Origin of the sequence: Marinobacter sp. BSs20148, from assembly GCF_000283275.1 — a bacterium.
Taxonomy (GTDB): Bacteria; Pseudomonadota; Gammaproteobacteria; order Pseudomonadales; family Oleiphilaceae; genus Marinobacter; species Marinobacter psychrophilus.
Genome location: NC_018268.1, coordinates 2,226,742 through 2,251,514 on the forward strand (window position 1 = coordinate 2,226,742; position 24,773 = coordinate 2,251,514).

Consider the following 24,773-nt stretch of genomic DNA (forward strand, 5'->3'; position numbering starts at 1 on the left):
CGTGGCAACCTTGACCGCATCGTTCTCAAAGCTTACCCCCATACAGAAGCGCAGGCTCGCTAACTTCCGCGCTAATCGTCGCGGCTTTTGGTCGCTGTGGGTGTTTTTGCTGCTGTTCGGACTGGCTCTGGTAGCAGAGGTCATTGCCAACGATTCGCCGCTGCTGGTGTCGTATAAGGGCCAGTTGTACGCCCCAGTTGTTCAAGATGTTCCAGAGGAAACCTTTGGCGGCTTTTTGCCCACCACTGCAGATTACCGCGACCCGTTTATCGCTGATGAAATAAACGCCAACGGCTGGATGCTGTGGCCACCCATCCGCTTCAGTTACAACACCATCAATTACAATTTGGACGTGCCTTCGCCGGCGCCGCCCAGCGCCGAAAACTGGCTAGGCACAGACGATCAGGGCCGCGACGTTGCCGCCAGAGTTATTTACGGCTTTCGCATTTCCGTACTGTTCGGGCTGATTCTGACCCTGGCCAGCTGCGTTGTAGGCGTTACCGTAGGCGCACTGCAAGGTTTTTACGGCGGCAAAGTGGACCTGTTCGGCCAGCGTTTTATCGAAATCTGGTCCGGCCTTCCGGTGCTCTACTTGCTGATTATTCTGTCTGGCATTGTGCAGCCAAACTTCTGGTGGCTGCTGGGCATTATGCTGCTGTTCAGCTGGATGGGGCTGGTAGATGTGGTGCGTGCCGAATTTTTGCGCGCGCGTAATTTTGAATATGTGAAGGCGGCAAGGGCACTGGGGCTGGATAACCGGAAAATCATGTTCCGCCATATTCTGCCCAACGCCATGGTGGCCACTCTCACCTTTTTACCGTTTATATTAACCGGCGCCATTACCGGGCTGACCTCGCTAGATTTTCTGGGTTTTGGTCTGCCTTCCGGTTCGCCGTCGTTGGGCGAACTGATTGCCCAAGGCAAAGCCAATCTACACGCCCCCTGGCTGGGTATCTCGGCGTTCGTGTCCCTGTCGGTGATGCTGACGTTGCTGGTGTTTGTCGGCGAAGCGGTGCGCGATGCTTTTGACCCGAGGAAAAACTGATATGGCGGGTCAAAAAACACAGCCGTTATTATCCATTAATGACCTGGCTATCAGCTTTAACGGCCAACCGCCGCTGGTGCGAGGCCTGGACATTCAGGTACACGCCGGAGAAACCCTGGCTCTGGTCGGTGAAAGTGGTTCTGGCAAATCCATTTCAGCGCTGTCTGTACTGCGCCTGTTGGATGCCCGCCACGTTAGTTATCCCAGCGGCGAGATTCTGTTCCACGGTGAAAACCTGCTAAAAGCCCCGGAAAACCGTCTGCGCCAGGTGCGCGGGCGCCAGATCAGTATGATTTTCCAGGAGCCGATGACCTCGCTGAACCCGCTGCACACCGTGGAAAAACAAATCAGCGAAACACTGGCCTTGCACAAAGGCCTGCGCGGTGACCAGGCCAGGGCCCGCTGCATCGAGCTGCTGCAATTAGTCGGTATAGACGATCCGAAAAGCCGCCTGGCCAGCTACCCGCATCAGTTATCTGGCGGGCAGAAACAGCGGGTAATGATCGCTATGGCGCTGGCCAACGAGCCGGAATTGCTGATCGCTGACGAGCCCACCACCGCACTGGACGTAACTGTCCAAAAGCAGGTTTTGGAACTGTTGCAGCAGTTGCAGAAAAAACTGGGCATGGCCATTTTGCTGATCACCCACAATTTGACCATTGTGCGCCGCTACGCCGACCGGGTGGTGGTGATGGAACAAGGCCAGTTAGTGGAACAGGCCAAAGTTGAAACTCTGTTTACAACGCCACAGCATCCGTATACCAAGCGCCTGCTAGACGCCGAACCACCCGAATCACCGCCCGTCAGGTCCGACATTGAAAATGCAACGCTGCTACTGCGGGTTCGTGAGTTGAATGTGCGTTTTACCACGGCCAAAACCCTGCTAGGACGCGTAAAATCGAGCTTCCATGCGGTACAAGACGTTGATTTCGAGCTGGAGCGGGGCCAGACTTTGGGCATTGTAGGCGAAAGCGGCAGCGGCAAAACCACCATTGGCCACGCTCTGCTGAAACTGACAGCGGCCAGCGGTCATATTGATCTGGATGGCCAGCCCTTAGCGAACCTGAACCAGAAACAGTTCCGCCCTTTCCGCAAACGCATTCAGATTGTTTTTCAGGATCCGTTTGGCAGTCTTAGCCCGCGCATGTCGATTGCCGAGATTGTTCAGGAAGGGCTTGAAATTCATACGCCAGATACCCCCGAAGCCCAAGATGCGCTGGTGGTGCAGGCGCTGACGGACGTTGGTTTAAACCCGCAGGATCGCCACCGTTACCCGCACGAATTTTCCGGCGGTCAGCGCCAGCGTGTAGCCATTGCCAGAGCTCTGGTGTTGCAGCCGGATTTGATCATTCTGGACGAGCCAACCTCGGCTCTGGACCGAACCGTGCAAAAGCAAGTGATTGAGCTGTTACAATCGCTCCAGCGAAAATATGCGCTAAGCTACATTTTTATCAGTCACGACCTGGCGGTGGTTCGGGCGCTGAGCCACAAACTGTTGGTGTTGCAGCATGGCCGTATTGTGGAATACGGCAAAGCCGCCGAGATATTTGCCGCGCCTGAACAACCGTACACACGGGAGCTGCTGAGTGCAGCCTTCTTTTATCAGAAAACTTTAGACTAATTGAGCCTTACGCCCAGCCATCAAACCGGGATAATGCCCGCAAATCTTGAACATAGCGTCATTCGTTTACAAAGCGTAACGCGTTAATATAAGGAGAACACCCATGGGAATTCTCAGTGGCAAAAGAGCCCTGATCGTTGGCGTTGCAAGCAAATTGTCGATTGCCTACGGCATCGCTGAAGCCTTCGCCCGCGAAGGCGCCGAACTGGCCTTCACTTACCAAAATGAAAAACTGCAGCCGCGGGTCGAGAAATTCGCCGCACAATGGGGCAGCACGCTCACCTTCCCTTGTGATGTTGCCAGTGATGACGAAATCAACAACGTGTTCACTGAACTTGGCAAGCACTGGGACAACATCGACATCATCGTTCACGCCGTGGGTTTCGCCCCGGGCCACGAGCTTGACGGCAACTACGTCGACGTGACCACGCGTGAAGGTTTCCGCATTGCCCACGACATCAGCTCCTACAGCTTTGTAGCTCTGGCCAAAGGTGCTCGCGGCATGATGCACGAAGGCAGCTCACTGCTGACCCTGAGCTACCTGGGCGCAGAGAAAGTTCTGCAGAACTACAACGTTATGGGTTTGGCAAAAGCGTCTCTGGAAGCTAACGTGCGCTACATGGCCGCCAGCCTGGGCCGCGACGGCATTCGCGTGAACGGTATTTCTGCCGGGCCGATCAGAACTCTGGCGGCGTCTGGCATCAAGAGCTTCCGCAAAATGTTGGCCGAAAACGCAAGGCGCGCCCCGCTGCGCCGCAACGTAACCACCAATGAAGTCGGCAACGCCGCGGCTTTCTTGGGTTCCGACCTGTCCAGCGGTATCACTGGCGAAATCATGTATGTCGATGCCGGTTTCAACATTACGGGTATGGGCGAACTGGAAGACGCAGAGATTTAAAGAATTGATCGATTGAGATCAGTTATGCAAAACGCCGGCTTACGCCGGCGTTTTGCATTATTCCGTTCCTGACGAGCCTAATAACCTGACGGGCCTAATAAAAAGTGACGAAGGGTGATGCAAGCTAATAACGTGCGATCAGGCTTTCAGCATCGCCATAGCAACCGCCTCCAGCCATTCCACTGCCTCTGTACCGCCCGATTCAAGCACCCGACAGCCAGCCAGGTAACCGGTGGGCGGCTCTGAAGCATCTGCCAGTTCAGGCTCGCACCAGACAATTTCTAACATCAAATGGTAATCTGGCTGGCCGTCCACCAAGTGAATCACAGCCGGAACAAAAGCCCCCACAGGCAACGAATAAGCGCTCCATAACCGCAACCCAGACGCGGACAGGTCCCGCACCGGGCAGGCCAGAACCTGTTTCCGATCGGTGTATTGCCCAGACTCGCCGGTTTCAAGATGGATCACCGCTTTAGCCCTGGCGCAAAGGCGATAATCAAAACGATTATCCGGAGACCGAGCGTCATTCGCCAGGCCGAAAGTATAGTCCTTGTCAGCCACTGTAATGCCCTCCCCGTATGCGGCCAACAACGTCGCTCAGCGTGTCGTCAAAATTCACACCGCTGTCCAGTACGCGAATCTGTTCGGCCGCAATGTACTCAACCAGTTCCTGCTCCTGAAGCTCACGTTGATTCAGCCCAAAACGGTCTACAAAAACCATTTTATGGCGGGTACTCAGGCGCATGGCCAGTTTCATACGCACAACGCCGGCTTCGGTAATCAAGGGGTCAAGAATCATAATCCAGTGCCCCGGTTTCAGCCCGAAAACCTGTTTTTCAGCCGTCCGCAGGCGCTCCTGCCAAGCCATTTCTTCTTGCGCCTTCGCCTTGTCAAGGCGTTGATCTTCAGCCTGAAGCTGCAAGCGCTCCACTTCTACTTTGCGCGCTTCCAGTTGTTGCTGGTGCTCCTCTTCGCGTTGCTGTCGCTCGCGACGCAACGCCTCTGCCCGGGCGTGCGCTAACGCTGCTGCAGTCGTCCGCTCGCGTTTCTGGCGCGCCGCTGCCGCGGCCAGAACCGCGAGTATCTGCTTTAGTACACAGCTGAACGCCACACTGTCTTGTAAAGGTTTAATCTGGCCGCGCTCGCGATGAGCACAAAATTCGCTGAAATCCTGAAAACCCAACTTCACACCTGCGCCGTTGGTCCACAGAATTTCGGCGGTGTCGGGCAGAAAAGCAAAAAAGTAGCGGCGTTGCTTGGCACTATCTTGATGTATTTCGTACCAGCGCCCGGAGGTTGCGTCTATTTCGGTGGCTGACGGGGTTTTTAAGCTCAACCAGCGCAGGTCAGCCGCTATAGCACCAATGCACGCGTCCGTAGAGTGTAGCTCGCCGTTGCTGCTCTCGCGCATGCGTTCCATCATCGCCAGCTGGATGCCGTAAAGGGTGCTGGCTGACAGCGCCGAGTCCATGATGCATTGCCACACGTCTAGCAAACGGTCTGTCATCTGTTCGCCCACTTGGTACAGGCGGTCGCGCTGACCATCAGATAGCGCCGGGTCACCAAGCCACACCAACCATTCCAACAGCTTGTGCCCGTGGCGGAAATCGCTGCCGTCCATACCGCCATCGCGCAGTGCGCGGATTAACAGCGGCAACCAATACTTTTCAATAAACTCATTGAACGCGGCTGGCAAGCGCCGGCCGTGCAACGCCCGGCTAACCAGCGCCCGCGCGGTCTGGTCGGCATAACGCTGGCGGGCCGCACCCTGCTCCGTGGCCAACAGTCGATCATGTAAATGGTTGGTTTGATTTTTCTGACGCCGAGTCAGTTCGCTCCAGCGCCGAAAAAAATCATCCGCATTTACGATTTCTTGCTGCGCAAACGCCTCTGTTATGGCGACGGTCATGTCGCCCAGCTGGTCAGCCAGCACCCGCGCCGAACGTCCGGCGCCGGGGCTCCAGCCACGCCAATACTGCAAGCCGTCAAACGCAGCCAGCAAGCTGTCACTGAAGGCCGCCGAACCCGTTTCGTTCAGCTGCCAGGCTAAATAAAAACGTGTACGAGCCAGGCGACGAACCAATTCCAGATGAAAGCCACTGCTGGTCAGAAAGACATCCATCAACCGATCAGCCAAGTAGGCTGCATTAACCTGTCGTACGCTAAACACGCCGCCTTCGGCACTGATCAGGTCGTTCACCCTCGCATTGCTTTGTTGTTGCCAGAACTGAGCCATCAACGCGCGCCACGCATCGGCCTGAGTATCGCAGTCGCCACTCACCGGATACGGTAAATCCGGCACTCGAATATTGCTGAGCACCTGTTCCGTTGCACCGTAATCTGTCGCCTTCACCTGACTGGCGGGTAGCTGTGACGGCTTTAAAGGCATGGATCTCCCACTTTCAAGAGCGTTGAAAAGGCCGGATAAATAACGCAGTATAACGGACTAGCCGAGGCTTTACCGAAAACCTCCGGTGCTCTTATCAGGGAATAATCATAACTATGTCAGGCACGAAATTAGAGAACCTGAACGTGGCGAGCCAGGAAACACTGATGCCGCCTGAAACACTTAAACAAGATTTGCCGCTTACAGACAAAGCAGCCGCCACCGTGGCGAAAGGTCGCCAGGATATCTACAACATTATGGACGGCACCGATCACCGGCTGTTTCTGGTGTTAGGCCCCTGCTCCATTCACGATGTTGATGCCGCTCTGGATTATGCCCGGCGCCTGAAAAAGCTGGCTGACGAAGTAAGCGACACACTGCTGATTGTGATGCGAGTCTATTTTGAAAAACCGCGCACCACCGTTGGCTGGAAAGGTCTGATTAACGATCCCCGGCTGGACGATACCTTTGATATTCAGCAGGGCCTCCACATCGGCCGCAAACTGCTTATTGATATCAGCGAACTGGGCCTGCCCACGGCCACCGAGGCGCTAGACCCCATTTCCCCGCAGTATCTTCAAGATGCGATCTCCTGGTCGGCCATTGGTGCCCGCACCACCGAATCGCAAACCCACCGGGAAATGAGCAGCGGCTTGTCTATGGCCATTGGCTTTAAAAACGGCACCGATGGCAATCTAGACGTTGCCGTAAACGCCATGAAATCCGTGTCTCACCCCCACAGCTTTTTGGGTATAAACCAGCAAGGCCAGGTTGCCATTATTCGTACCAGGGGCAACAACTACGGCCACGTGGTTCTGCGCGGTGGTGGTGGCAAACCTAATTATGATTCAGTCAACGTGGCCCTGTGCGAACAGGCTCTAGAGAAGTCTGGCCTGCGAAAAGCCATCATGGTGGATTGTAGCCACGCTAACTCCAGCAAAGACCCGGCTATTCAATCCCTGGTAATGAACGACGTGTCTAACCAGATTCTGGACGGCAACACCTCCATCCAGAGCCTGATGATTGAAAGCAACATCAACTGGGGTAACCAGTCGATCCCGCAGAATTTGGCAGACCTGAAGTATGGCGTATCGGTGACCGATGCCTGTATTGACTGGGACACCACCGAAAAAGCAGTTCACGAGATGCGTAACAAGCTCAAAGATGTGCTGCCAAAACGCGCCAGGGCTTAAGATAAGGGACCGACTTAGCAGCATAGGGACAGATTTGAAATCTGTCCCTGCGGTGTCCCCGGCTTTCATTTGAGTTAGCCGATCTTGTCCAGACCACGCATATACGGCTTCAGAACGTCCGGCACTGTAATGCTGCCGTCTTCCTGCTGATAGTTTTCCATCACCGCAATCAAAGCACGGCCAACGGCCAGACCTGAGCCGTTGAGGGTGTTCACTGGCTCTGGTTTGCCGGTTTCCGGGTTGCGCCAGCGCGCCTGCATACGGCGGGCTTGAAAGTCCCGGGTATTGGAACAGGAAGAAATCTCACGGAACTTCTGCTGCCCTGGCAGCCATACCTCCAGATCGTAAGTGCGAGCAGCGGAAAAACCCATATCGCCGCCACACAGAGCCATGGTGCGGTACGGCAACTCCAGCAGCTGCAATACTTTTTCAGCGTGGCCGGTCAATGCATCCAGCGCCGCGTCGGAATCTTCAGGCCGCACAACCTGAACCAGCTCTACCTTGTCGAACTGGTGCTGGCGAATCATGCCACGGGTATCACGGCCGTAAGAGCCAGCCTCACTGCGAAAACAAGGCGTGTGACAGACCATTTTCAACGGCAATTCAGCGGCATCCAGAATGCTGTCGGCGATCAGGTTGGTCACCGGCACTTCCGCGGTGGGAATAAGGTAAAGCGGCTTTTCACTCTCTACACGGAACAGGTCTGCTTCAAATTTTGGCAGCTGGCCAGTGCCAAACAGTGCTTCGGCGTTCACCAGATAAGGCACGTAAGCTTCGGTGTAGCCGTGCTCTTCGGTGTGCAAATCCAGCATGAACTGCGCCAATGCGCGATGCAGCCGGGCCACTTGACCACGCATCACCACAAAACGCGAGTGCGCCAGATTCGTCGCCGTCTCAAAGTCCATTCCGTTCAGAGCTTCGCCCAGAGCAACGTGGTCTTGCGGCTCGAACGAAAACACGCGAGGCGTGCCCCAGGTGCGAAGCTCAACGTTATCATCGTCGTCTTTACCCGCGGGCACGCCTTCATCCGGCACGTTCGGGATAGCGGCAAGAAAGTGATTCAGTTCTTCCTGAAGTTCACGCAGCTGGTCTTCGGCCTTGGATTTACGGGCTTTCAGGTCGTCTACTTCATCCAGCAACGGTTGTATGTCTTCGCCAGAGGCTTTGGCTTTGCCGATGGACTTGGATTTTTTATTCTGCTCGCCTTGCAGGGTCTCGGTCCGCACCTGAAGGCCACGGCGGCGCTCTTCCAGCTGCTCAAAGGCGGCGGTATCAAAGGTGAAGTTTTTGATGGCCAAACGGCGGGCAATGTCTTCGGTTTGGCTGCGGACGCGTTTTGGGTCGAGCATGATTATCCTGACTGGTCGGTTTAACAATGATTTTATGAAAGGCCGCCATTATACCGTCACGGCAGCCCGTGGCCAGTGCTTCAGCCACAGGCCACCCTGATAGAAAGCCCAGTGCTTCAGCTATAGCGCTTGCGTGGGCTGGCCGCGTTCAGCTGGTCCAGGCGCTGGCGTTTTTCAGCGAGTTTGATTTCCAGGCCGCGAGCCACCGGCTCATAATACCGGCGCTTGCTGATGGCTTCAGGTAAGTAACCTTCACCGGCCGCAAAAGCGTCGGGCTCGTCATGAGCGTAACGATAAGATTCGCCGTGGCCCATGGATTTCATCAATTGGGTAGGTGCGTTGCGCAGATGTACCGGTACTTCGAAATCTTTATCTTGGCGGATGTCAGCCATACACTGGTTAAACGCCTTATAAACAGCGTTGCTTTTTGGCGCCATAGCCAGGTAAATCACCGCTTGCGCCAGCGCCAGTTCACCTTCGGGTGAACCCAGGCGCTCTTGGGTATCCCAAGCTTCGAGGGTCAGCTGCAGCGCCCTGGGATCGGCGTTACCTATGTCTTCACTGGCGATGCGCACCAGCCGGCGGGCCACGTATAGCGGGTCGCAGCCGCCGTCGAGCATACGGCACATCCAATAAAGCGAGCCGTCTGGATCAGACCCCCTTACCGACTTGTGCAACGCCGAAATCTGGTCGTAAAAAACGTCGCCGCCCTTATCGAAACGGCGCAGACTGGTTTGCATCACCAGCTCAAGCTGGTCTTCACTGACGCTGTCGACACCATCAACGTCTGGCTCCGCCAGATCGGCGGCCACTTCCAGAATGTTCAGTGCCCTGCGGGCATCGCCACTGGCGGCGCTGGCCATCATCGCCAATACGTCCTCGGCTACCCGCAGGCGACCACCAAAGCCTTCCTCGGCGCTTAACGCGCGGATAAGCAGGCGCTGAATATCGTCATCTTCCAAGTTTTTCAATACGTAAACGCGGGTGCGAGACAGCAGCGCACTGTTTAACTCGAAAGACGGATTTTCGGTAGTGGCACCCACAAAAATAAAGGTGCCGTCTTCAATGTGCGGTAAAAAGGCGTCTTGCTGGCTTTTATTGAAGCGGTGAACTTCGTCCACAAACAGCAAGGTGTCCTGACCGCTGCCCTGCTTGCGTGCCCGCGCACGCTCAACAGCCGCGCGTATGTCTTTTACCCCGCTGAGTACCGCAGATACGCTTTCAAAGGCCAGGTCACTCACGTTAGCCAGCAATTGGGCGAAGGTGGTTTTGCCCACCCCGGGCGGGCCCCACAAAATCATTGAATGTAGCTGGCCCTGTTCCACCGCCCGCCGCAGCGGTTTGCCGGGCCCAACCAGATGGGGCTGACCCACATAGTCTGCCAACCGGGTTGGCCGCATGCGTGCGGCCAACGGGCGAAATCCGCCGCTGATGGCAAACAGGCTATCTTGCATTAGCTACCGTCACGGATAATATCCACACCGGCCGGGTAGTCCAGCTTGAATACCGACGCTGCTATATCCGCGTTCAGCACAATGTCATCAAAGCTCATAATACTGATTTGCGACAGGGAATCTTCCATTCGCATTTCCTGCAGCTGCCCGTCAAAAAACGACATCCGCAACGCGACGAACAGTGAATCCGGGCTTTTAGGCGTTAGCGTAAATTCGCGGATGTTGTCGCCCACCCTGCGGGTAGAGACGTCATAGGTCAGCGCCAGGTTATCCACCTCACCGCTCAGCAGCAAAGCCGGCGTGGCCTGCACATCGCTGTTTAGCTTGTGCACGGTAACCTGCTCCAGGTCTGGATCGTACACCGACACCTCATCGCCGTTACTGACGATGTACTGGGCCATAGGCGCTTTGCTTTCCCAGTAAAACAGTCCCGGACGCTTGGCCTTCATAGAGCCGTGGCTTTCCTGAACGCGTTCGCCGCCGTTGCCCACCACAATTTGGATAAAGTCAGCCTGGTATGTCTGGTAACCCCTCAACAATGCAGCCAGCTGAGTCGCCGCGTCTTTATGCAGTCCCTCTTTTTGTAAATCGTCACTGACAGCCGCCGTTGCCGCGCTGGTCAGAATCATTGCAAACAGCGCTGTGGCCAGCTGTTTCAGAACACCCGTTGTGCTTTTATTCGCCATATTGCCTGCTCCTGGGCACTAGTTCCGTGGAGGCGGCGGAGCCAATACTTCTCGCGCGCCGTTGTGGCCTGCCGAACTGACAACCCCCGAAGCTTCCATTGCCTCGACCAGGTTGGCGGCACGGTTATAGCCAATCTTTAATTTACGTTGAACCGACGATATTGACACCCGGCGGCCTTCTGTCACGAACGCCACGGCTTCATCGAACAAGGTATCCGTTTCGCTGTCATCGTCGTTCAAGCTGGGCACGCCAGGCAGATTTTCGCCTTCGGCGCCATTAAGAACGTCGTCTATGTATACTGGCGCGCCTCGGGCTTTCCAGGCACTAACCACCCGATGCACTTCATCGTCGTCGACAAAGGCGCCGTGTACCCGCACAGGCAAGCCAGATCCCGGTGGCAAGTACAGCATATCGCCGTGGCCCAACAGCTGCTCCGCACCGCCTTGGTCGAGCACGGTACGGGAGTCAATTTTTGACGACACCTGAAACGAGATACGGGTGGGAATGTTGGCCTTTATCAAACCGGTAATGACATCCACCGACGGCCGCTGAGTAGCCAGAATCAGGTGGATACCGGCAGCGCGAGCTTTTTGGGCAATTCGCGCGATGAGCTCTTCCACTTTTTTACCAACAATCATGATCATGTCGGCAAATTCGTCAATCACCACCACAATAGACGGCAATGGTTCCAGTTCCGGCCGTTGCTGCTCGTCGTTATCCAAGTATTCGTCGGGCTTCCAGAATGGGTCTCGCAAGGGCTCACCGGCCTCCGCCGCTTCTTTTACCTTACGGTTATAACCGGCCAGGTTACGCACGCCCAAGGTGGCTAGCAGGCGATAACGCCGTTCCATTTCAGCCACACACCAGCGCAGTGCATTGGCGGCTTCTTTCATGTCTGTAACCACCGGCGACAGCAGGTGAGGAATGCCGTCGTAGATGCTCAGTTCCAGCATCTTCGGATCTACCATAATAAAGCGCACGTCTTCCGGCCCGGCCTTCAGCAACATGCTCAGCAACATGGCGTTCACCCCGACCGATTTACCGGAACCGGTGGTACCTGCCACCAGCAGGTGGGGCATTTTCGCAAGGTTGGCCACTATGGGGTTGCCGCCAATGTCGTTGCCCAGAGCCATGGTCAACGCGGAGGTAGATTCGGTAAATACCCGCGAACTCAATACTTCACTCAACCGCACCATCTGACGGTATTCATTGGGAATTTCAATACCTACCACGGATTTTCCGGGGATCACTTCAACCACCCGTACACTCAGCACCGCTAGCGAACGCGCCAGGTCTTTCGCCAGGTTGGAAATTTTGCTGACCTTAACGCCCGCCGCCGGCTTAATCTCGAAACGGGTAATCACCGGGCCGGGATTCACCTCAACAACTTCGACGGTGACCCCAAAGTCGGCCAGCTTTTCTTCCAGCAGCCGCGACATATGTTGCAGGGATTCTTCAGTGTAGCCTTTTTCTTGCTGCTCCTCTGGCGGATCTAACAGCGAGATCGGTGGAATCGGGCTCTCGATATCTTCCAGCAGCGAAGATTGCTTGCCGGCTCCATTACTGCCGCCGGGCTTGCCCTGATCGTCTTTTTTAAACGGCGCGATCTTGAATGAACGGCCGGTGCCCTGGGAGCTACCTTGAGGCGTGCTGTTAGCGGCAGCCGCTGCGGATGTCCGCGCTGGTGGTCGCGATGCAGGTGCGGGTTTACTGCGTTCGAAATCGCTGTCGTTGCCGCCGGCGCTCTCATCATGGGCACTGAAACTTTCAATACGCACCGGCTCGTCGTCCGAATCGGCGCTCAGGTCAAGCCAGTCTTCGGAGTCTTCGGAGTCGTCGCTGCCCTCCGTTTCAGATTGGCCACGGCCGCCGAGTCCGGGAATGCGCTGCCACCAACGCACTCGGTTACTCGCTCTGTCCGCGCGAATCTCGGCATCAAACTGGTTTGAAGACTTGCCTTCAACCCTATAGTTTAAAAGCGGTGGCTGATAATCATCGGCGGCTTCTTCAGCGTCTTCCCGGGCCGAACTGCGACCTTTAAACCACTCTTGTATCCGGGTGATTGCTCTCAGAGCGATGCCGCCCAACTGATCCATCAGCCAGAACCAGGAAAGCCCAGTGGTAACGGTTAGAGCAAACAAAAATATGGCAATCAGTACCAATGTGGTGGCTGGCAGGTTAAAAAACCGCACCATAGCATCGGCTACCGCTACGCCCATAACGCCGCCGGAAGATTCACCCAGACCGAAAAGAGAATACAGCGACAACAGACTGGTTGCCGACAGAAGAATCAGAATAAACCCGCCAAAACGCACGATTAACAGCGGCCAGTGGACGTCTTGGGATCGATTGCGAAGGCGGATCAGCAGCAGCGCGTAGCCTGCCACCATGGCTGGAAAAAGCCATGCCACGTAGCCGAAGAAATTACGCAGCAGGCTGGCCAGCCAGGCACCACTGCGGCCGGCGTGATTCAGCACCTGGGCATCGTGCCCCACACTGGCCCAACCGGGGTCATTGGCGTCGAAGCTGAACAGCGCCATGCACAAATAAATTGCCAGGGCAATTAGCGCAATAACAGCGCCCTCGCGGGCGCCTTGGGACAGCAGATTGCGAAAACGCAGCTGTTTATCAGTCAACGGCTGGGCCGATGTGTCTTTTGCTTTTGCGCTTGCGGCCATGAAGACTCAGATGTTGCCATGACCGGGGTTCTGAAGGGCCTGAAAACCCCGGTCAAGATCGGCTTTCAAGTCGTCAATGGCTTCAATGCCTACCGACAAGCGAATCAGGTTTTCACTGATACCTGCCTGCTCTTTATCGTCGGGCGACAATCGCCCGTGGGTCGTTGTTGCAGGGTGGGTGATGGTGGTCTTCACATCGCCCAGATTGGCGGTAATAGACACCATGCGTGTGGCGTCAATAAAGCGCCAGGCCTCTTCCCTGCCCCCTTTTACCCGAAACGACAATACGCCGCCAAAGGCTTTTTGCTGGCGTTTGGCAAGTTCATAATGCGGATGCTGCGGCAGGCCGGTGTAAAATACCGTTTCCACCGCGCTTTGCTGCTGCAGCCATTGGGCCAACTCTAACGCATTGTCACAGTGGGCTCGCATACGAATTGGTAAGGTTTCCAGGCCCTTCATGAACACCCATGCGTTAAACGGGCTCATGGTTGGGCCTGTTGCCCGCAAAAACACGAATATTTCTTCCAGCAGCGCGTGGGGGCCTACAACGACGCCGCCTACGCAACGGCCCTGGCCGTCCAGATATTTGGTGGCGGAGTGGGTTACCAGGTCTGCGCCCAACGCCAGCGGCTGCTGCAGCACCGGGGTGCAAAAACAGTTGTCGACGACTAACAGCGCATCGTGGGCGTGGGCCAAATCGGCCATCTTGCGAATATCTGCCACTTCGCACAGCGGGTTAGACGGCGTTTCCAAAAACAACATCCGGGTGTTGGGCCGCATCGCCGCTTCCCAGCCGGCTTCGTCTGTTAATTTTACAAAGGTGGTTTCAACACCAAATTTGCTCAGATATTTCTGAAACAGCGAATTCACCGTGCCAAATACGTCCCGTGAACACACCACATGGTCACCCGCCTTCAGCAGCGCCATGCAGGTGCTGGTAATAGCGGCCATACCCGAAGCCATTGCCACTGCCCGTTCGCCGCCTTCCATCGCCGCAATGCGGTTTTCGAAGGCGGTCACCGTGGGGTTAGTAAAGCGCGAATAAATATTACCGGGCTCTTCACCGGAAAAACGCGCGGCCGCTTGCGCCGCGCTGGCGTAAACGAAGCTGGACGTCGGGAATATAGCGTCGCTGTGTTCCAGCTGACCGGTACGAACCTGCCCCGCGCGCACCGCCAGGGTATCGCCAGACATGCCGTCCAGGTCTGATTCTGGGATCAAAACCGATTCTTCGCGGCAAAATGTCATTGTCTTCTCCTGGTCATGGTTTTCTGCTGGTCATTGCATTCTTGTGCTGTTTAAAGCATCAGTCATCGTCGTTATGCATGTCTATACTGCCGTTTTCGGTGTCGTTCGTCACAGTGCCGGAGCGGGTTGCATCGTTACGCTGGCCATCCAGGCGATCCAGATAGGCACGATCAATATCGCCGGTTACGTATTCACCGGTAAACACCGAACATTCCCAGCCATCAATGTCACTATTAACATCGCTAACAGAGGTAATCAGGTCTTCCAGGTTCTGATACAGCAACCAGTCGGCGCCAATCAATTCGCGTATTTCTTCCACAGTGCGATCGTGAGCAATCAGTTCTTTAGCAGACGGCATATCAATGCCGTACACGTTGGGATAACGCACCGGGGGCGCGGCCGAAGCGAAATACACTTTGCGGGCGCCGGCATCGCGGGCCATCTGCACGATTTCCTTGCAGGTAGTGCCACGCACAATGGAATCGTCGACCAGCATCACGTTCTTGCCGCGGAACTCCAGATCAATGGGGTTTAGTTTCTGGCGTACCGATTTCTTCCGCATGGTCTGGCCAGGCATAATAAATGTACGGCCAATGTAGCGGTTTTTAATAAAGCCTTCGCGGAATTTCACGCCCAGACGGTGGGCCATCTGCATAGCCGAGGTGCGGCTGGTGTCTGGTATCGGCATAACCACGTCGATATCGTGATCGGCGAAATCCTTCAGCACTTTATCCGCCAGAGTTTCACCCATGCGCAAACGCGCTTTATAAACCGAGACTTTGTCCATGATGGAGTCCGGACGAGCGAAGTACACATGCTCGAAAATACACGGATAGAGCTTTGGCTGTTTGGCGCACTGCTCACTGTGAAAGGTGCCGTCGGTTTCAATATACACTGCTTCACCCGGCGCAATGTCGCGCACGAGAGTGAAACCGGAGGCGCCTAGGGCCACACTTTCAGACGCAATCATATATTCCTTGCGGCCGTCGCTGGCTAAGCGCACGCCATAACAGATCGGGCGAATGCCGTTGGGGTCGCGGAAACCGACGATGCCGTAGCCGGTAACCATCGCGATAACCGCGTAGGCACCACGGCAGCGTTCGTGTACAGAACGCACGGCGGCAAAAATATCGTCTTTGGTCGGGTGCAGCTTGCCCAGTTTCTGGAGCTCGTGAGCGAACACGTTCAACAACACTTCCGAGTCTGAATTGGTGTTGATGTGGCGCAGGTCAGTGCGAAACAAGTCGGTACTGAGCTCGTCAGAATTTGTCAGGTTGCCGTTATGGGCCAAAGTAATGCCGTAAGGACTGTTGACATAAAACGGCTGGGCCTCGGCAGAGCTCGCACTGCCCGCGGTAGGGTAACGAACGTGACCAATACCGACGTTACCCACTAACCGGTGCATATGGCGGGTATGAAATACATCGCGCACCAAGCCGTTATCTTTGCGCAGGTAAAAACGCTCGTCTTCGAAGGTCACAATACCTGCTGCGTCCTGCCCCCGATGCTGAAGAACGGTCAGCGCATCATAAAGCAACTGATTCACGTGCGAAGTGCTGACGATACCGACGATGCCACACATGGAATAGAGATTCTCCGAGTGTTAAAACTGAATGAAAGCCACGCCAGGCAGATTGCCTGATACAGCGCCTGGCGATTGAATAACCGGGTTTAACAAGATGCCCTACTCTGCGCTTTGGGGAGTAAGGAATCCGGAAAGCTCATCACCGAAGGTACGGCGAGACCAGTCTTCTAACACCGACAACCGGTCAATCATCAGCGATTCTTGCCACCAGATGTCTTGAGACACCGGCGTGTAACGCAACAAAGCAATGCCCACCACTACAACCAGCACCCCACGCAACAGGCCAAAGCCCATACCCAGAACCCTATCAGTGCCGGACAAGCCTGTGGCCCTCACCAGCTGCCCGATAATGCCATTAATGATAGCGCCCACGATAAGCGTACCAATAAACAGAATCGCGAATGCCGCAACTGACCTCACCATGGGCGTTTCCACGGTGCTGGCCAGTAGCGACTGCATCTGGGGGTGAAATGTGCGAGCAACAATGAAGGCCATTACCCACGTAACCAACGACAAGGCTTCGCGAACAAAGCCGCGCCTTAGGCTGATCAGCGTTGATATGGTAATAACCGCAATAATGACCCAGTCAATCCAGATCAACGCATCCATGAAACACCCGGGCGACGCAAATAGAGAGCGCGGATTCTATCAGGAAACCGCGCTCTGCCAAACCACCGTTGCGATAAAACCTTGCTGGACGGCTTATTAATCAGGGCTGGTGACCAAACTGTTTAGGCTAAAAGCCTTGTCAAGGGCCGCTTTGGCCGCTTCGGATTCGGATTTGCTGGCGAAAGGCCCACTAAATACCCGGGTCAGCCGGGTGTCGCCGCGGCTGAACTCTTGAAGGTGTGAACTGTAGCCTTTTTCGCGGGCGCTATCACGCAAACGCCGGGCATTATCAGCATCGCTAAAACTGCCCAATTGAACAACCCAGGCGCCTTCCAGAGAGCGACTGAACTCTTCCTCGGTTTGCGGACTGGGCTCCGGCCGAGCCGGTGCCGGCTTAACCTCGGCCATCGGTGGCGGCGTAACAGTGTTGCTGGCCGCAGTTGGCGTTGCCGGCTCAGGCGGCTCAGGCGTCACTTCTTCAATCAGCTTAAAGTCCCCAGACCCGCTGGCACGGTCCGCTGCGGCTGGCCCAGAAACGTTCTGATATTCCGGCATGGCGGTCTGCGGTGGTGGTTCGGTGCTCACTTCCGGAAATGGCGGTTCTTCGGGAATGTTTATCGAGGTCGAGTTGCGCCCGGAATGGGGCTCGTCAAAGATCATCGGCACAAAAATAACCGCCAGTGAAATCAGCACCAGGGCGCCGATGATCCTCTGTTTTAATCCGTCCACAATCATGCTCCCGGGTTGGTAACGGCGGCGTTTGGATACAAAAGGTTGCGGGCCGCCGCCACAGTAAAGAACGAACCAAACACAATCACGATGTCATTAGCACGGGCTTGGCCGCGGGCTTCAGCCAGGGCCTCCGGCACCGAGTGCCAGTAACCTGCAGACTCAATACCGCATTGCTCAAACTGCGCATTCAGAGCCTCGGCACTGAAGCCGCGAGGAGCTTCATTCACCAAGCCGGCCAGATACCAGCTGTGAACCACGCTGGCCATCGCTTTGGCAACGCCTTGCACGTCTTTATCCGAAAGCGCACCGTAGACTGCATGAATGCGGGTTTCCGGGTGCTGTAGCAGGCGCAACCGACTCGCCAGCCAGCAAGCCGCGTGAGGGTTATGCCCCACATCCAGAATCACCAGCGGCGACGTAGCTACCTGTTCAAAACGCCCGGGCACAGACACTCCAGCCACGGCTCGCTCGATTTGTTGAACACCCAGATTGGGCGCTAGGGTGCGCGACGCAACAACCGCTGCAGCCAGACTTTTTACCGGCAGGGCAAAATCTGGCAGGCGAAACTCTTCATCTCCCAACTCCAGATTCACCATCGCCGGCTGGCTTGAACACTGCACCAATTGATAATCACGGCCCAGCAACGCCAAGTCTACCTCTTGCGATAAAGCTTGCTGCAATACCGAACGCGGGGGATCAAAATCGGCGTAAACCGCAGGGATACCACGTCGCAACACCCCGGCTTTTTCAAAGCCGATAGACTCACGATCGTTACCCAAAAAGCTCGCATGATCGATGTCAATCGACGTAAGGATCACAAAATCTGCGTCTAACACGTTCACAGCATCCAGTCGACCACCCAGACCAACTTCCAGAATCCAGTCATCTACATCGGCTTCGGACATGGCCACAAACGCCGCCAGAGTGCCAAATTCGAAATAGCTCAATGACACTTCTGCCCTGGCCTCCTGAACCCTTTCGAACCCGTAAATCATTTGCACGTCTGAAATCTGCTCGCCCAGCAGACGTACGCGCTCGTTGTAAACCTGAAGATGCGGCGACGTGTAGGCCGCCGTGCGGCGCCCTGCTTCCTGCAACAGAGCTTCCAGGGCTGCGACCGTGCTGCCCTTGCCGTTGGTGCCAGCCACAGTAATAATGCGGGCCTTGGGCTTAGCCGGAAACAGTCTCTGCAAAACCACCATCACTCTGTCCAGTCCCAGCTCGATTTCAACTGGGTGAATAGCCTCAAGGTAGCTCAGCCATTGGCCCAGGCTGGCATCGGCGCCGGGGGCCGTTATTTTCGGCGCGTGCTGATCCGGCTTATGCGACTGAGACATCTTCGTCCGGCTTTTCAGTCACTTCAATTTCAATGGGTGCTTCGGTTTCAGGTTTTTCCAAATTGCCGAATTTTGCCAGCAGGTGTGCAATTCGTTCGCGCATCTGGTGACGGTGCAGAATCATATCGATAGCGCCATGCTCTAACAAAAACTCGCTGCGCTGGAATCCTTCGGGCAACTTTTCACGCACGGTCTGCTCAATCACCCGCGGCCCGGCAAAGCCGATCAGTGCGTTAGGTTCGGCGATGTTCAGGTCGCCCAACATCGCCAGGCTGGCCGACACGCCGCCGAATACCGGGTCGGTCATTACCGAAACATACGGCACGCCGTGTTGCTTCATACGCTCAAGAACAGCGGCGGTTTTGCACATCTGCATCAACGAAAGAATGGCCTCCTGCATACGCGCGCCGCCGCTGGCAGAGAAGCACACCAGAGGAATACGCTCTTCCAGCGCCACATTGGCCGCCCGTACAAATTTTTCCCCAACGGTCTGGCCCATAGAGCCACCCAGAAAATTGAACTCGAAGGCGCAAGCCACCAGTGGAAGCCCCATGGTAGTGCCCTTCATGGCCAACAAGGCGTCTTTTTCGCCCGTCGCTTTCTGGGCTTGCGTCAGGCGGTCTTTATAACGCTTGGTGTCTTTGAACTTGAGGCGGTCCCAAGGTTCCAGGTCTGCGCCAATGTCTTCGCGGCCGTCTGCATCCAGAAAAATATCAAGGCGGCGGCGGGCACCCACTCGCAAGTGATGATTACACTTCAGGCACACGTCCAGGTTTTTTTCCAGCTCGGGCTTGTACAAAAAGGCGCCACATTTCGGGCACTTTTTCCACAGGCCTTCCGGAACACCAGTCCTCGTCTTGGATTCCGAGCGGATCTTGCTCGGCATTATTTTATCTAGCCAACTACTCATGATTAAATCCCGTCTGTAGAACCTGTTTTGATCGTTCTATTGCGAACACCCGCTAGCGGCCAGCAATTACACCCTCGGATAGCGTGTTTAATGAACCTATTCTGGCAGCATGCCATGCTGTGTAAACGTCTCATTTAATGAAACATAGTACATACAACGCCGGGCTGGCCCAATCTTTCCAATCGCGTACCCTGCACCCGCGCTCTATTTAACCGATCCGTAAGTCTACCAAGACCCAGCACTTCTGGTCGCGGCCACAAAGTCTGCCATCTTTTTGGCGCATTTGATGCCTTTGCCGATTTCCACGCCGCCACTGACGTCCACCGCCCAAGGGCGTACCTGATGCACGGCTGCAGCAACGTTATCAGGTTGCAAGCCACCGGCCAATATCAGTGGCAACGGCCGTTGTTCAGGAATCAGTGACCAGTTAAATCCGTGGCCGGTGCCCCCGTATTGCTCAGGGTGCCAGGCATCAACCAGCAAACCAGCTGATTTTTTGTACTTCTTAAAGGCCTGTTCAATCTGCCCTTGCTGCCGTACCCGTATGGCTTTAATCCAGCGGCGCTGAAACTGCTCACAGAAAGCAGCCGTTTCGTCACCGTGGAATTGCAACAGGTCCAGAGCCACCTGCTGCGACACCTGCCTTACAAAATCCGCCTGCGGATTCACAAACAACCCCGTTACGCTCACAAACGCCGGTATCTGCGCTGCCAGTTGCCGCGCTAAATCAATACTGACAGCCCGCGGGCTTGGGTCATAAAACACCAGGCCAATTGCGTCAGCGCCAGCGGCCACTGCGGCGTCGATATCTTCTGGGCGGGTCAGGCCACAGATCTTTACACGGCTAGCCACAGTTGGACGGCCTCTGTTTACGGTGGATATGGGTGGCGGAAACCGGCCGATTCTGCTTCGCGCTAAACCATGGCTCAGCAAACGCCGGGCCACAGCTGGGCTGGGGTATTCCGAATTCGGCGGGGTAACCCACGTCTACCAGGTACAAACCATCAGGCGGTGCGGTCACGCCAGCTTGCCTGCGATCCTTCGTCGCTAGAACTTGGCCAATCCAATCCGGCACCTGCTCTTGGCAACCTACGGCCATCAAGGCCCCGGCGATATTGCGCACCATGTGATGCAAGAACGCATTGGCCTGAACGTCAATCACCAGATAATCGCCTTTGCGCATTACGCTGATGTTCTGCACAAATCGAATTGGACTATGAGACTGACAGCCAGCAGCACGAAAAGCACTAAAATCGTGTTCGCCAACCAGCGCCTGGGCCGCCTGATGCATGTTTTCGGCATTTAAAGGCCGAAAGTTCCAGCTAACCTGGCCGCGTTGAATACTTGGGCGCACCGGGTTGTTGTAGATAATGTAGCGGTAGCGACGGTAAACCGCGGAAAACCGGGCATGAAAGTCGCCCTGGCACTGGCCAGCCCAGCGTACGGAAATATCAAAAGGCGAGGCAGTATTAATACCCATCACCCAAGAACGAATCGTGCGCAATGACGGCGTATCAAAATGAACCAGCTGGTAACTGGCGTGAACACCGGCATCGGTGCGGCCCGCACACACCAGTTCCACATCGTGATCGGCGACTTTACTGGCGGCTTTTGCCAACTGCTGCTGCACAGCGCGAATACCGGATTTTTGTTGCTGCCAGCCGTGGAATTCGCGGCCATCGTATTCCAAGACCAATGCCACACGGCCGTTGCCAATGGGTGTATCCGCTGTAAGCGCCTGGGGTTCAAGAAACAAGAGTCAGCTCGATGTGTTATCTGAGTGTTAAAAGACAAAGCCGGCGGTCAGAAGGCTCTGAGCACCGGCTTTACTTGAAGGATTATAACCAATCAGGACAGATTTTTAAGCAGTTCCTTCGCTTCTGCCTTCTGTTCGGCGCTGCCTTCGAGTTCCACTTCCACCAAAATGTCGCGCGCACCGTCAACATCACCCATCTCAACGTAGGCCTGCGCCAAATCCAGCTTGGTAGCTGCCTCGTCGGTGCCAGCCAGGAAGTCGAAATCATCGTCGTCACCCAGATCGCTCTCGTCGATCGATCGAGGCGCACCAGGTGCCACAACTGGGAGGTCCTCTTCTAAAAGATCCTCTTCCAACAAATCCACTTCTGGAAGATCGTCTTCCGAGAGGTCGTCCTCAGGAAGGTCATACGCCGGAAGGTCTTCTTCGGGCAATTCCAGCGTCTCCAGATCGTCCAGGCTGATGTCGTCTTCGTCGTCTTGATTCTCGGCCAACCTAGCGCCCAGCTCTTCCTCGGCTTGCGGATCGTCACCCAGCTCCAAAGCCAACAGTTCTGCGTCGGTCATTTCCGGCAGTTCTTCTGCTTCGGATTCGGCTTCATCGCCACCAGTGAGACTGGTGCTATCTGCGCTATCAGCAAATTCGCCCATCAGCGCCAGATCTTTGTCCGAAATTTCCAGGTCCAATTTATCCAGATCAGGATCCAACTTGCCCAAATCCGATTCTTGCATGTCAAAAGGCTTGAGTTCAGCCTCAGGGTCGTCTTTATCAAGTTCTGCATCCAACTCGTCCAGGAAGGCTTCGTCCAGACTTAAATCATCATCGTCAGATGTCTTGCCGGCCGTGTTTACAGGTTCGTTAGCCTTGGCCAAAGGCACAGCGTCTTCATCGGCAAATTCCCTGGCGAATTCGTCGGACAACGCAAAATCGTCAAAATCTTCCGACACGTCCGACTTTGCAGGCTCTCCCTTGTCGCCCAAGTCTTCAATAGTGGCCAGATCGAAGTCTATAGGATCGTCTAACGTCGGATTGGTGCTGTCTATTGCGTCTTCTACTTCCTCATCGAAGCTCCCAAAAGAGCCTGCAAAGGAACCGGAGCGCAATTCGGATTCAAGATCATCGATGCTGGGTGCCGCTTCCGCCTGCTCCAGATCTGTCAGCAAACGATCAGCCTCGGCCATGGCCTCGTCATCATCCAAAGCAATGAGCTCGCCATACTGACGTTCAAAAGCCACTCTATTCTGGGCGTCCGCGTAGACCGCCAGCAACTTCAGTCGCAGGTCGGTGCGGCTAGGCTCGCGGGAAATCGCAGACTCCAGAGTATTTACCGCCTGCTCGTGCTGACCGTAAGCCAAGTAGGAACCAACCTCTGCCAGAACGTCTGGCCCAGCTTCAGGCACTGACGGTTCGTGATCGACAAGGTCCAGGTCAAACGAGCTGGGCCTTGGTACGGGTTCAACCGGGGGCGCTTGATCAAAGTCGGTATCGTTCTCGGCTACATCCTGGTTTTTAGATTTGCGGCGAGACACCAGAAGCAAAAGTAGCAACAGCAACAGCAAACCGCCGCCCAAAACCATCTGGTACAGCGGGTTGCTCATAATGCTGTCTACCAAACCACTCGGGGCCACGCTTGCTTCGACCGCATCAGGCTGCGTCACCTGTGGTTGTGCGTCCTGCTGAGGTTGCGCTGCCACCTCAGCAGCCGGTTCGGCTTCGGCTTGAGTTTCGGCGTCATCCTCTGCAGTAACGGCGGGGTCGTTGGTAGCATTCGCTGTATCGCCAGTCTCGGCAGCAGCGTTGATATCAGCTGTCGGCTCTGACGCCACGCTGGCACTAGCGACATCATCAGCAACTGCGGGGTCATCGGCTGCATTTTGGTTCATGCTGTCAACCGCGCTCTCGCCGTTGATACCAGCCTGCTGCATGTCGGCCAACTGGCTGTTTTTCAGCTCCAGCAACCGCTGCAGGGTTTCCATCTGCTCTTGCAGTGCATTAACACGGGTATTTAACTCGCTGTTTTCACGGCGCGCACTGTCAAGCTCTTCGAGCGCTACCATGGTGCCGGCATCTGCGCCATCCGCCTGGTTGCCGTCAGTACCGGCAGACCCGCTCTGTTCAGTGTTATTATCGGCCTGCGGCGCCTTAGTCTCGGCCACAATCAGTTTCAGTTCCGCATCCCCGCCGTCTATTGCCGCGGGCGCAGGGGGCACAGCCGCTGCACTGACATCAATAGTTGCACGGGCTGCGATGACGTCCTGGTTTTGGGCTCGCACAGCTTGGATGGCCTGGCCCTGGCCAAGTCGCTCAATCTGCGCAAGCGAAGGTGCGCGCAGAACTTCACCGCGTTTCAGCCGGTTGATATTGCCGTTTATGAAGGCATCAGGATTAAGGTCCTGAATCGCCAGCATAACCTGTTGCACCGATACGCTGTTGCTTGGGCGCATCCTGATGGCAATACTCCACAGGGTGTCAGACGACGTTGTAGGGCCGTAAACACTGCCAGACGCAAGAGACTGCGCAGAACCAGAACCAGCGCCAGAACCGGCTGACTCAGAGCGGCTTATTGAGCCGCTCTCTGCGCTGGGCAATGAGTTGCTGCGGCCGGCAGACGATGCCGCGACAAGCGGTTCCCGGGTTCCTGTCTCTGCCGCATACACGGGTGGGTCTACTAACACCGAATATTCACGCAGCACGCGGCCGCTGGGCCAGGTTAACTCCAGCAGAAAACTGAGGTACGGCTCTCGTAACGGTTCGCGGGAAGACACGCTTACCGCCAGGCTGCCATCACTGCGGGTAACCACCTGAAATTCCAACTTACTGGCAAACTGGCCGCGGTTAAGGCCGACCCGCTGATAAGCGGATTCCGAAGCCACATTTACGAAAACATCACCAGGGCTTATGCCGCGACTCTGGCGCAGCACAATTTGTGCATCCAGAGGCTCATTCAAGTAGGACTGAAGCTCCACCTCCCCTAATCCCAGGGCTTGTGCAACGCCAGAGCCAAGACCTCCAGCCAGTGCCAGAGCAACCGCAAGCTTGCGTACCTTCATGCTTTTTCCTTTCCAGTCTCCGTTATTCGTACCTGCTTCGGTGCACAGTGGCGTTAAAGCAGTTTCGGACGAGGTTGGATGACTTCCGTCTGGGTGTTGTATAAGTGTGGCGGAACTTTAATTCTCACCGCGGCCAGTATTGTTGATAAGCATCATTTTATCAATGAATCAACGTTCTTCAGTGTACTGCTACGCTACTTTGCCAACTTTTCATCGTAAACATATAGTCATTACA

Annotated in this window: 18 protein-coding genes and 2 pseudogenes; 4 read left to right on the forward strand and 16 right to left on the reverse strand. The window is 55.6% G+C overall.

What is annotated here, in order from left to right:
• Nucleotide 1 precedes the first annotated feature (1 nt).
• The 3 genes from MRBBS_RS10125 to MRBBS_RS10135 all read left to right on the forward strand — a co-directional run bounded on the left by MRBBS_RS10125 (nt 2) and on the right by MRBBS_RS10135 (nt 3,564).
• The gene (locus tag MRBBS_RS10125; protein ID WP_014871405.1) at nt 2-1,045 is read left to right on the forward strand and encodes an ABC transporter permease; all 1,044 of its coding nucleotides are present in this window, start codon (nt 2-4) and stop codon (nt 1,043-1,045) included.
• A 1-nt stretch (nt 1,046) separates the two neighbouring features.
• Nucleotides 1,047-2,666 carry an ABC transporter ATP-binding protein gene (locus tag MRBBS_RS10130; RefSeq protein WP_014871406.1) on the forward strand — a complete coding sequence of 540 codons (1,620 nt, stop codon included), beginning with the start codon at nt 1,047-1,049 and terminating at the stop codon, nt 2,664-2,666.
• Between the two features lie 103 nt (nt 2,667-2,769).
• Nucleotides 2,770-3,564, forward strand: coding sequence for an enoyl-ACP reductase (locus MRBBS_RS10135; RefSeq protein WP_007351048.1), 795 nt, complete (start codon nt 2,770-2,772; stop codon nt 3,562-3,564).
• Between the two features lie 138 nt (nt 3,565-3,702).
• Here MRBBS_RS10135 and MRBBS_RS10140 read toward each other — a convergent pair whose 3' ends face one another.
• A complete protein-coding gene (locus MRBBS_RS10140) occupies nt 3,703-4,125 on the reverse strand; it encodes a PilZ domain-containing protein (protein ID WP_014871407.1) in 423 nt (140 codons plus the stop codon).
• Nucleotides 4,118-5,953: a DUF1631 family protein gene (locus tag MRBBS_RS10145; protein WP_014871408.1), complete on the reverse strand. Its 1,836-nt coding sequence runs from the start codon at nt 5,951-5,953 to the stop codon at nt 4,118-4,120. The genes MRBBS_RS10140 and MRBBS_RS10145 overlap by 8 nt, the downstream gene beginning before the upstream one ends.
• Before the next feature lie 113 nt (nt 5,954-6,066).
• Here MRBBS_RS10145 and MRBBS_RS10150 point away from each other — a divergent pair, with 113 nt between their 5' ends.
• Complete coding sequence (locus MRBBS_RS10150; protein WP_014871409.1) at nt 6,067-7,143, forward strand: 3-deoxy-7-phosphoheptulonate synthase; 1,077 nt, start codon at nt 6,067-6,069, stop codon at nt 7,141-7,143.
• A 74-nt stretch (nt 7,144-7,217) separates the two neighbouring features.
• Here the strand turns inward: MRBBS_RS10150 and serS are convergent, their stop codons facing one another.
• The 14 genes and pseudogenes from serS to MRBBS_RS10215 all read right to left on the reverse strand — a co-directional run bounded on the left by serS (nt 7,218) and on the right by MRBBS_RS10215 (nt 24,538).
• Nucleotides 7,218-8,492 carry a serine--tRNA ligase gene (gene serS, locus MRBBS_RS10155; protein WP_014871410.1) on the reverse strand — a complete coding sequence of 425 codons (1,275 nt, stop codon included), beginning with the start codon at nt 8,490-8,492 and terminating at the stop codon, nt 7,218-7,220.
• Between the two features lie 116 nt (nt 8,493-8,608).
• The gene (locus tag MRBBS_RS10160; RefSeq protein ID WP_014871411.1) at nt 8,609-9,946 is read right to left on the reverse strand and encodes a replication-associated recombination protein A; all 1,338 of its coding nucleotides are present in this window, start codon (nt 9,944-9,946) and stop codon (nt 8,609-8,611) included.
• Nucleotides 9,946-10,632, reverse strand: coding sequence for an outer membrane lipoprotein chaperone LolA (lolA, locus tag MRBBS_RS10165; protein WP_014871412.1), 687 nt, complete (start codon nt 10,630-10,632; stop codon nt 9,946-9,948). Before lolA ends, MRBBS_RS10160 begins: the two co-directional genes overlap by 1 nt.
• 18 nt (nt 10,633-10,650) lie before the next feature.
• Nucleotides 10,651-12,183, reverse strand: a pseudogene (locus MRBBS_RS20470) (DNA translocase FtsK); the annotation flags it as partial.
• A 591-nt stretch (nt 12,184-12,774) separates the two neighbouring features.
• Nucleotides 12,775-13,311, reverse strand: a pseudogene (locus MRBBS_RS20475) (DNA translocase FtsK 4TM domain-containing protein); the annotation flags it as partial.
• Nucleotides 13,312-13,317: 6 nt separating this feature from the next.
• On the reverse strand, nt 13,318-14,559 hold the full coding sequence (locus MRBBS_RS10175) for an O-succinylhomoserine sulfhydrylase (RefSeq protein ID WP_014871414.1): 1,242 nt from the start codon (nt 14,557-14,559) through the stop codon (nt 13,318-13,320).
• A gap of 58 nt (nt 14,560-14,617) precedes the next feature.
• Nucleotides 14,618-16,141 carry an amidophosphoribosyltransferase gene (purF, locus tag MRBBS_RS10180; protein WP_014871415.1) on the reverse strand — a complete coding sequence of 508 codons (1,524 nt, stop codon included), beginning with the start codon at nt 16,139-16,141 and terminating at the stop codon, nt 14,618-14,620.
• Nucleotides 16,142-16,243: 102 nt separating this feature from the next.
• Nucleotides 16,244-16,753: a CvpA family protein gene (locus MRBBS_RS10185; protein WP_014871416.1), complete on the reverse strand. Its 510-nt coding sequence runs from the start codon at nt 16,751-16,753 to the stop codon at nt 16,244-16,246.
• Between the two features lie 96 nt (nt 16,754-16,849).
• Nucleotides 16,850-17,482: an SPOR domain-containing protein gene (locus MRBBS_RS10190; RefSeq protein ID WP_014871417.1), complete on the reverse strand. Its 633-nt coding sequence runs from the start codon at nt 17,480-17,482 to the stop codon at nt 16,850-16,852.
• A gap of 2 nt (nt 17,483-17,484) precedes the next feature.
• Nucleotides 17,485-18,822, reverse strand: coding sequence for a bifunctional tetrahydrofolate synthase/dihydrofolate synthase (folC, locus tag MRBBS_RS10195; RefSeq protein WP_014871418.1), 1,338 nt, complete (start codon nt 18,820-18,822; stop codon nt 17,485-17,487).
• Entirely contained in the window at nt 18,806-19,732 is a 927-nt protein-coding gene (accD, locus tag MRBBS_RS10200) for an acetyl-CoA carboxylase, carboxyltransferase subunit beta (RefSeq protein ID WP_014871419.1), read from the reverse strand. The genes folC and accD overlap by 17 nt, the downstream gene beginning before the upstream one ends.
• A 225-nt stretch (nt 19,733-19,957) precedes the next feature.
• Nucleotides 19,958-20,584 (reverse strand): phosphoribosylanthranilate isomerase, encoded by a 627-nt coding sequence (locus tag MRBBS_RS10205; RefSeq protein WP_014871420.1) that lies wholly within the window; start codon nt 20,582-20,584, stop codon nt 19,958-19,960.
• Entirely contained in the window at nt 20,577-21,488 is a 912-nt protein-coding gene (truA, locus tag MRBBS_RS10210) for a tRNA pseudouridine(38-40) synthase TruA (RefSeq protein WP_014871421.1), read from the reverse strand. Before truA ends, MRBBS_RS10205 begins: the two co-directional genes overlap by 8 nt.
• A 92-nt stretch (nt 21,489-21,580) precedes the next feature.
• Nucleotides 21,581-24,538 (reverse strand): FimV/HubP family polar landmark protein, encoded by a 2,958-nt coding sequence (locus MRBBS_RS10215; protein ID WP_014871422.1) that lies wholly within the window; start codon nt 24,536-24,538, stop codon nt 21,581-21,583.
• Between the last annotated feature and the right edge of the window lie 235 nt (nt 24,539-24,773).

Excerpts from the sequence above, each read along its gene's own strand:
- MRBBS_RS10130 (WP_014871406.1), top strand. The coding sequence starts at position 1,047 with ATGGCGGGTCAAAAAACACAGCCGTTATTATCCATTAATGACCTGGCT.
- MRBBS_RS10135 (WP_007351048.1), top strand. The coding sequence starts at position 2,770 with ATGGGAATTCTCAGTGGCAAAAGAGCCCTGATCGTTGGCGTTGCAAGC.
- MRBBS_RS10145 (WP_014871408.1), bottom strand. The coding sequence starts at position 5,953 with ATGCCTTTAAAGCCGTCACAGCTACCCGCCAGTCAGGTGAAGGCGACA.
- MRBBS_RS10150 (WP_014871409.1), top strand. The coding sequence starts at position 6,067 with ATGTCAGGCACGAAATTAGAGAACCTGAACGTGGCGAGCCAGGAAACA.
- serS (WP_014871410.1), bottom strand. The coding sequence starts at position 8,492 with ATGCTCGACCCAAAACGCGTCCGCAGCCAAACCGAAGACATTGCCCGC.
- MRBBS_RS10160 (WP_014871411.1), bottom strand. The coding sequence starts at position 9,946 with ATGCAAGATAGCCTGTTTGCCATCAGCGGCGGATTTCGCCCGTTGGCC.
- lolA (WP_014871412.1), bottom strand. The coding sequence starts at position 10,632 with ATGGCGAATAAAAGCACAACGGGTGTTCTGAAACAGCTGGCCACAGCG.
- MRBBS_RS10175 (WP_014871414.1), bottom strand. The coding sequence starts at position 14,559 with ATGACATTTTGCCGCGAAGAATCGGTTTTGATCCCAGAATCAGACCTG.
- purF (WP_014871415.1), bottom strand. The coding sequence starts at position 16,141 with ATGTGTGGCATCGTCGGTATCGTCAGCACTTCGCACGTGAATCAGTTG.
- MRBBS_RS10185 (WP_014871416.1), bottom strand. The coding sequence starts at position 16,753 with ATGGATGCGTTGATCTGGATTGACTGGGTCATTATTGCGGTTATTACC.
- folC (WP_014871418.1), bottom strand. The coding sequence starts at position 18,822 with ATGTCTCAGTCGCATAAGCCGGATCAGCACGCGCCGAAAATAACGGCC.
- accD (WP_014871419.1), bottom strand. The coding sequence starts at position 19,732 with ATGAGTAGTTGGCTAGATAAAATAATGCCGAGCAAGATCCGCTCGGAA.
- MRBBS_RS10215 (WP_014871422.1), bottom strand. The coding sequence starts at position 24,538 with ATGAAGGTACGCAAGCTTGCGGTTGCTCTGGCACTGGCTGGAGGTCTT.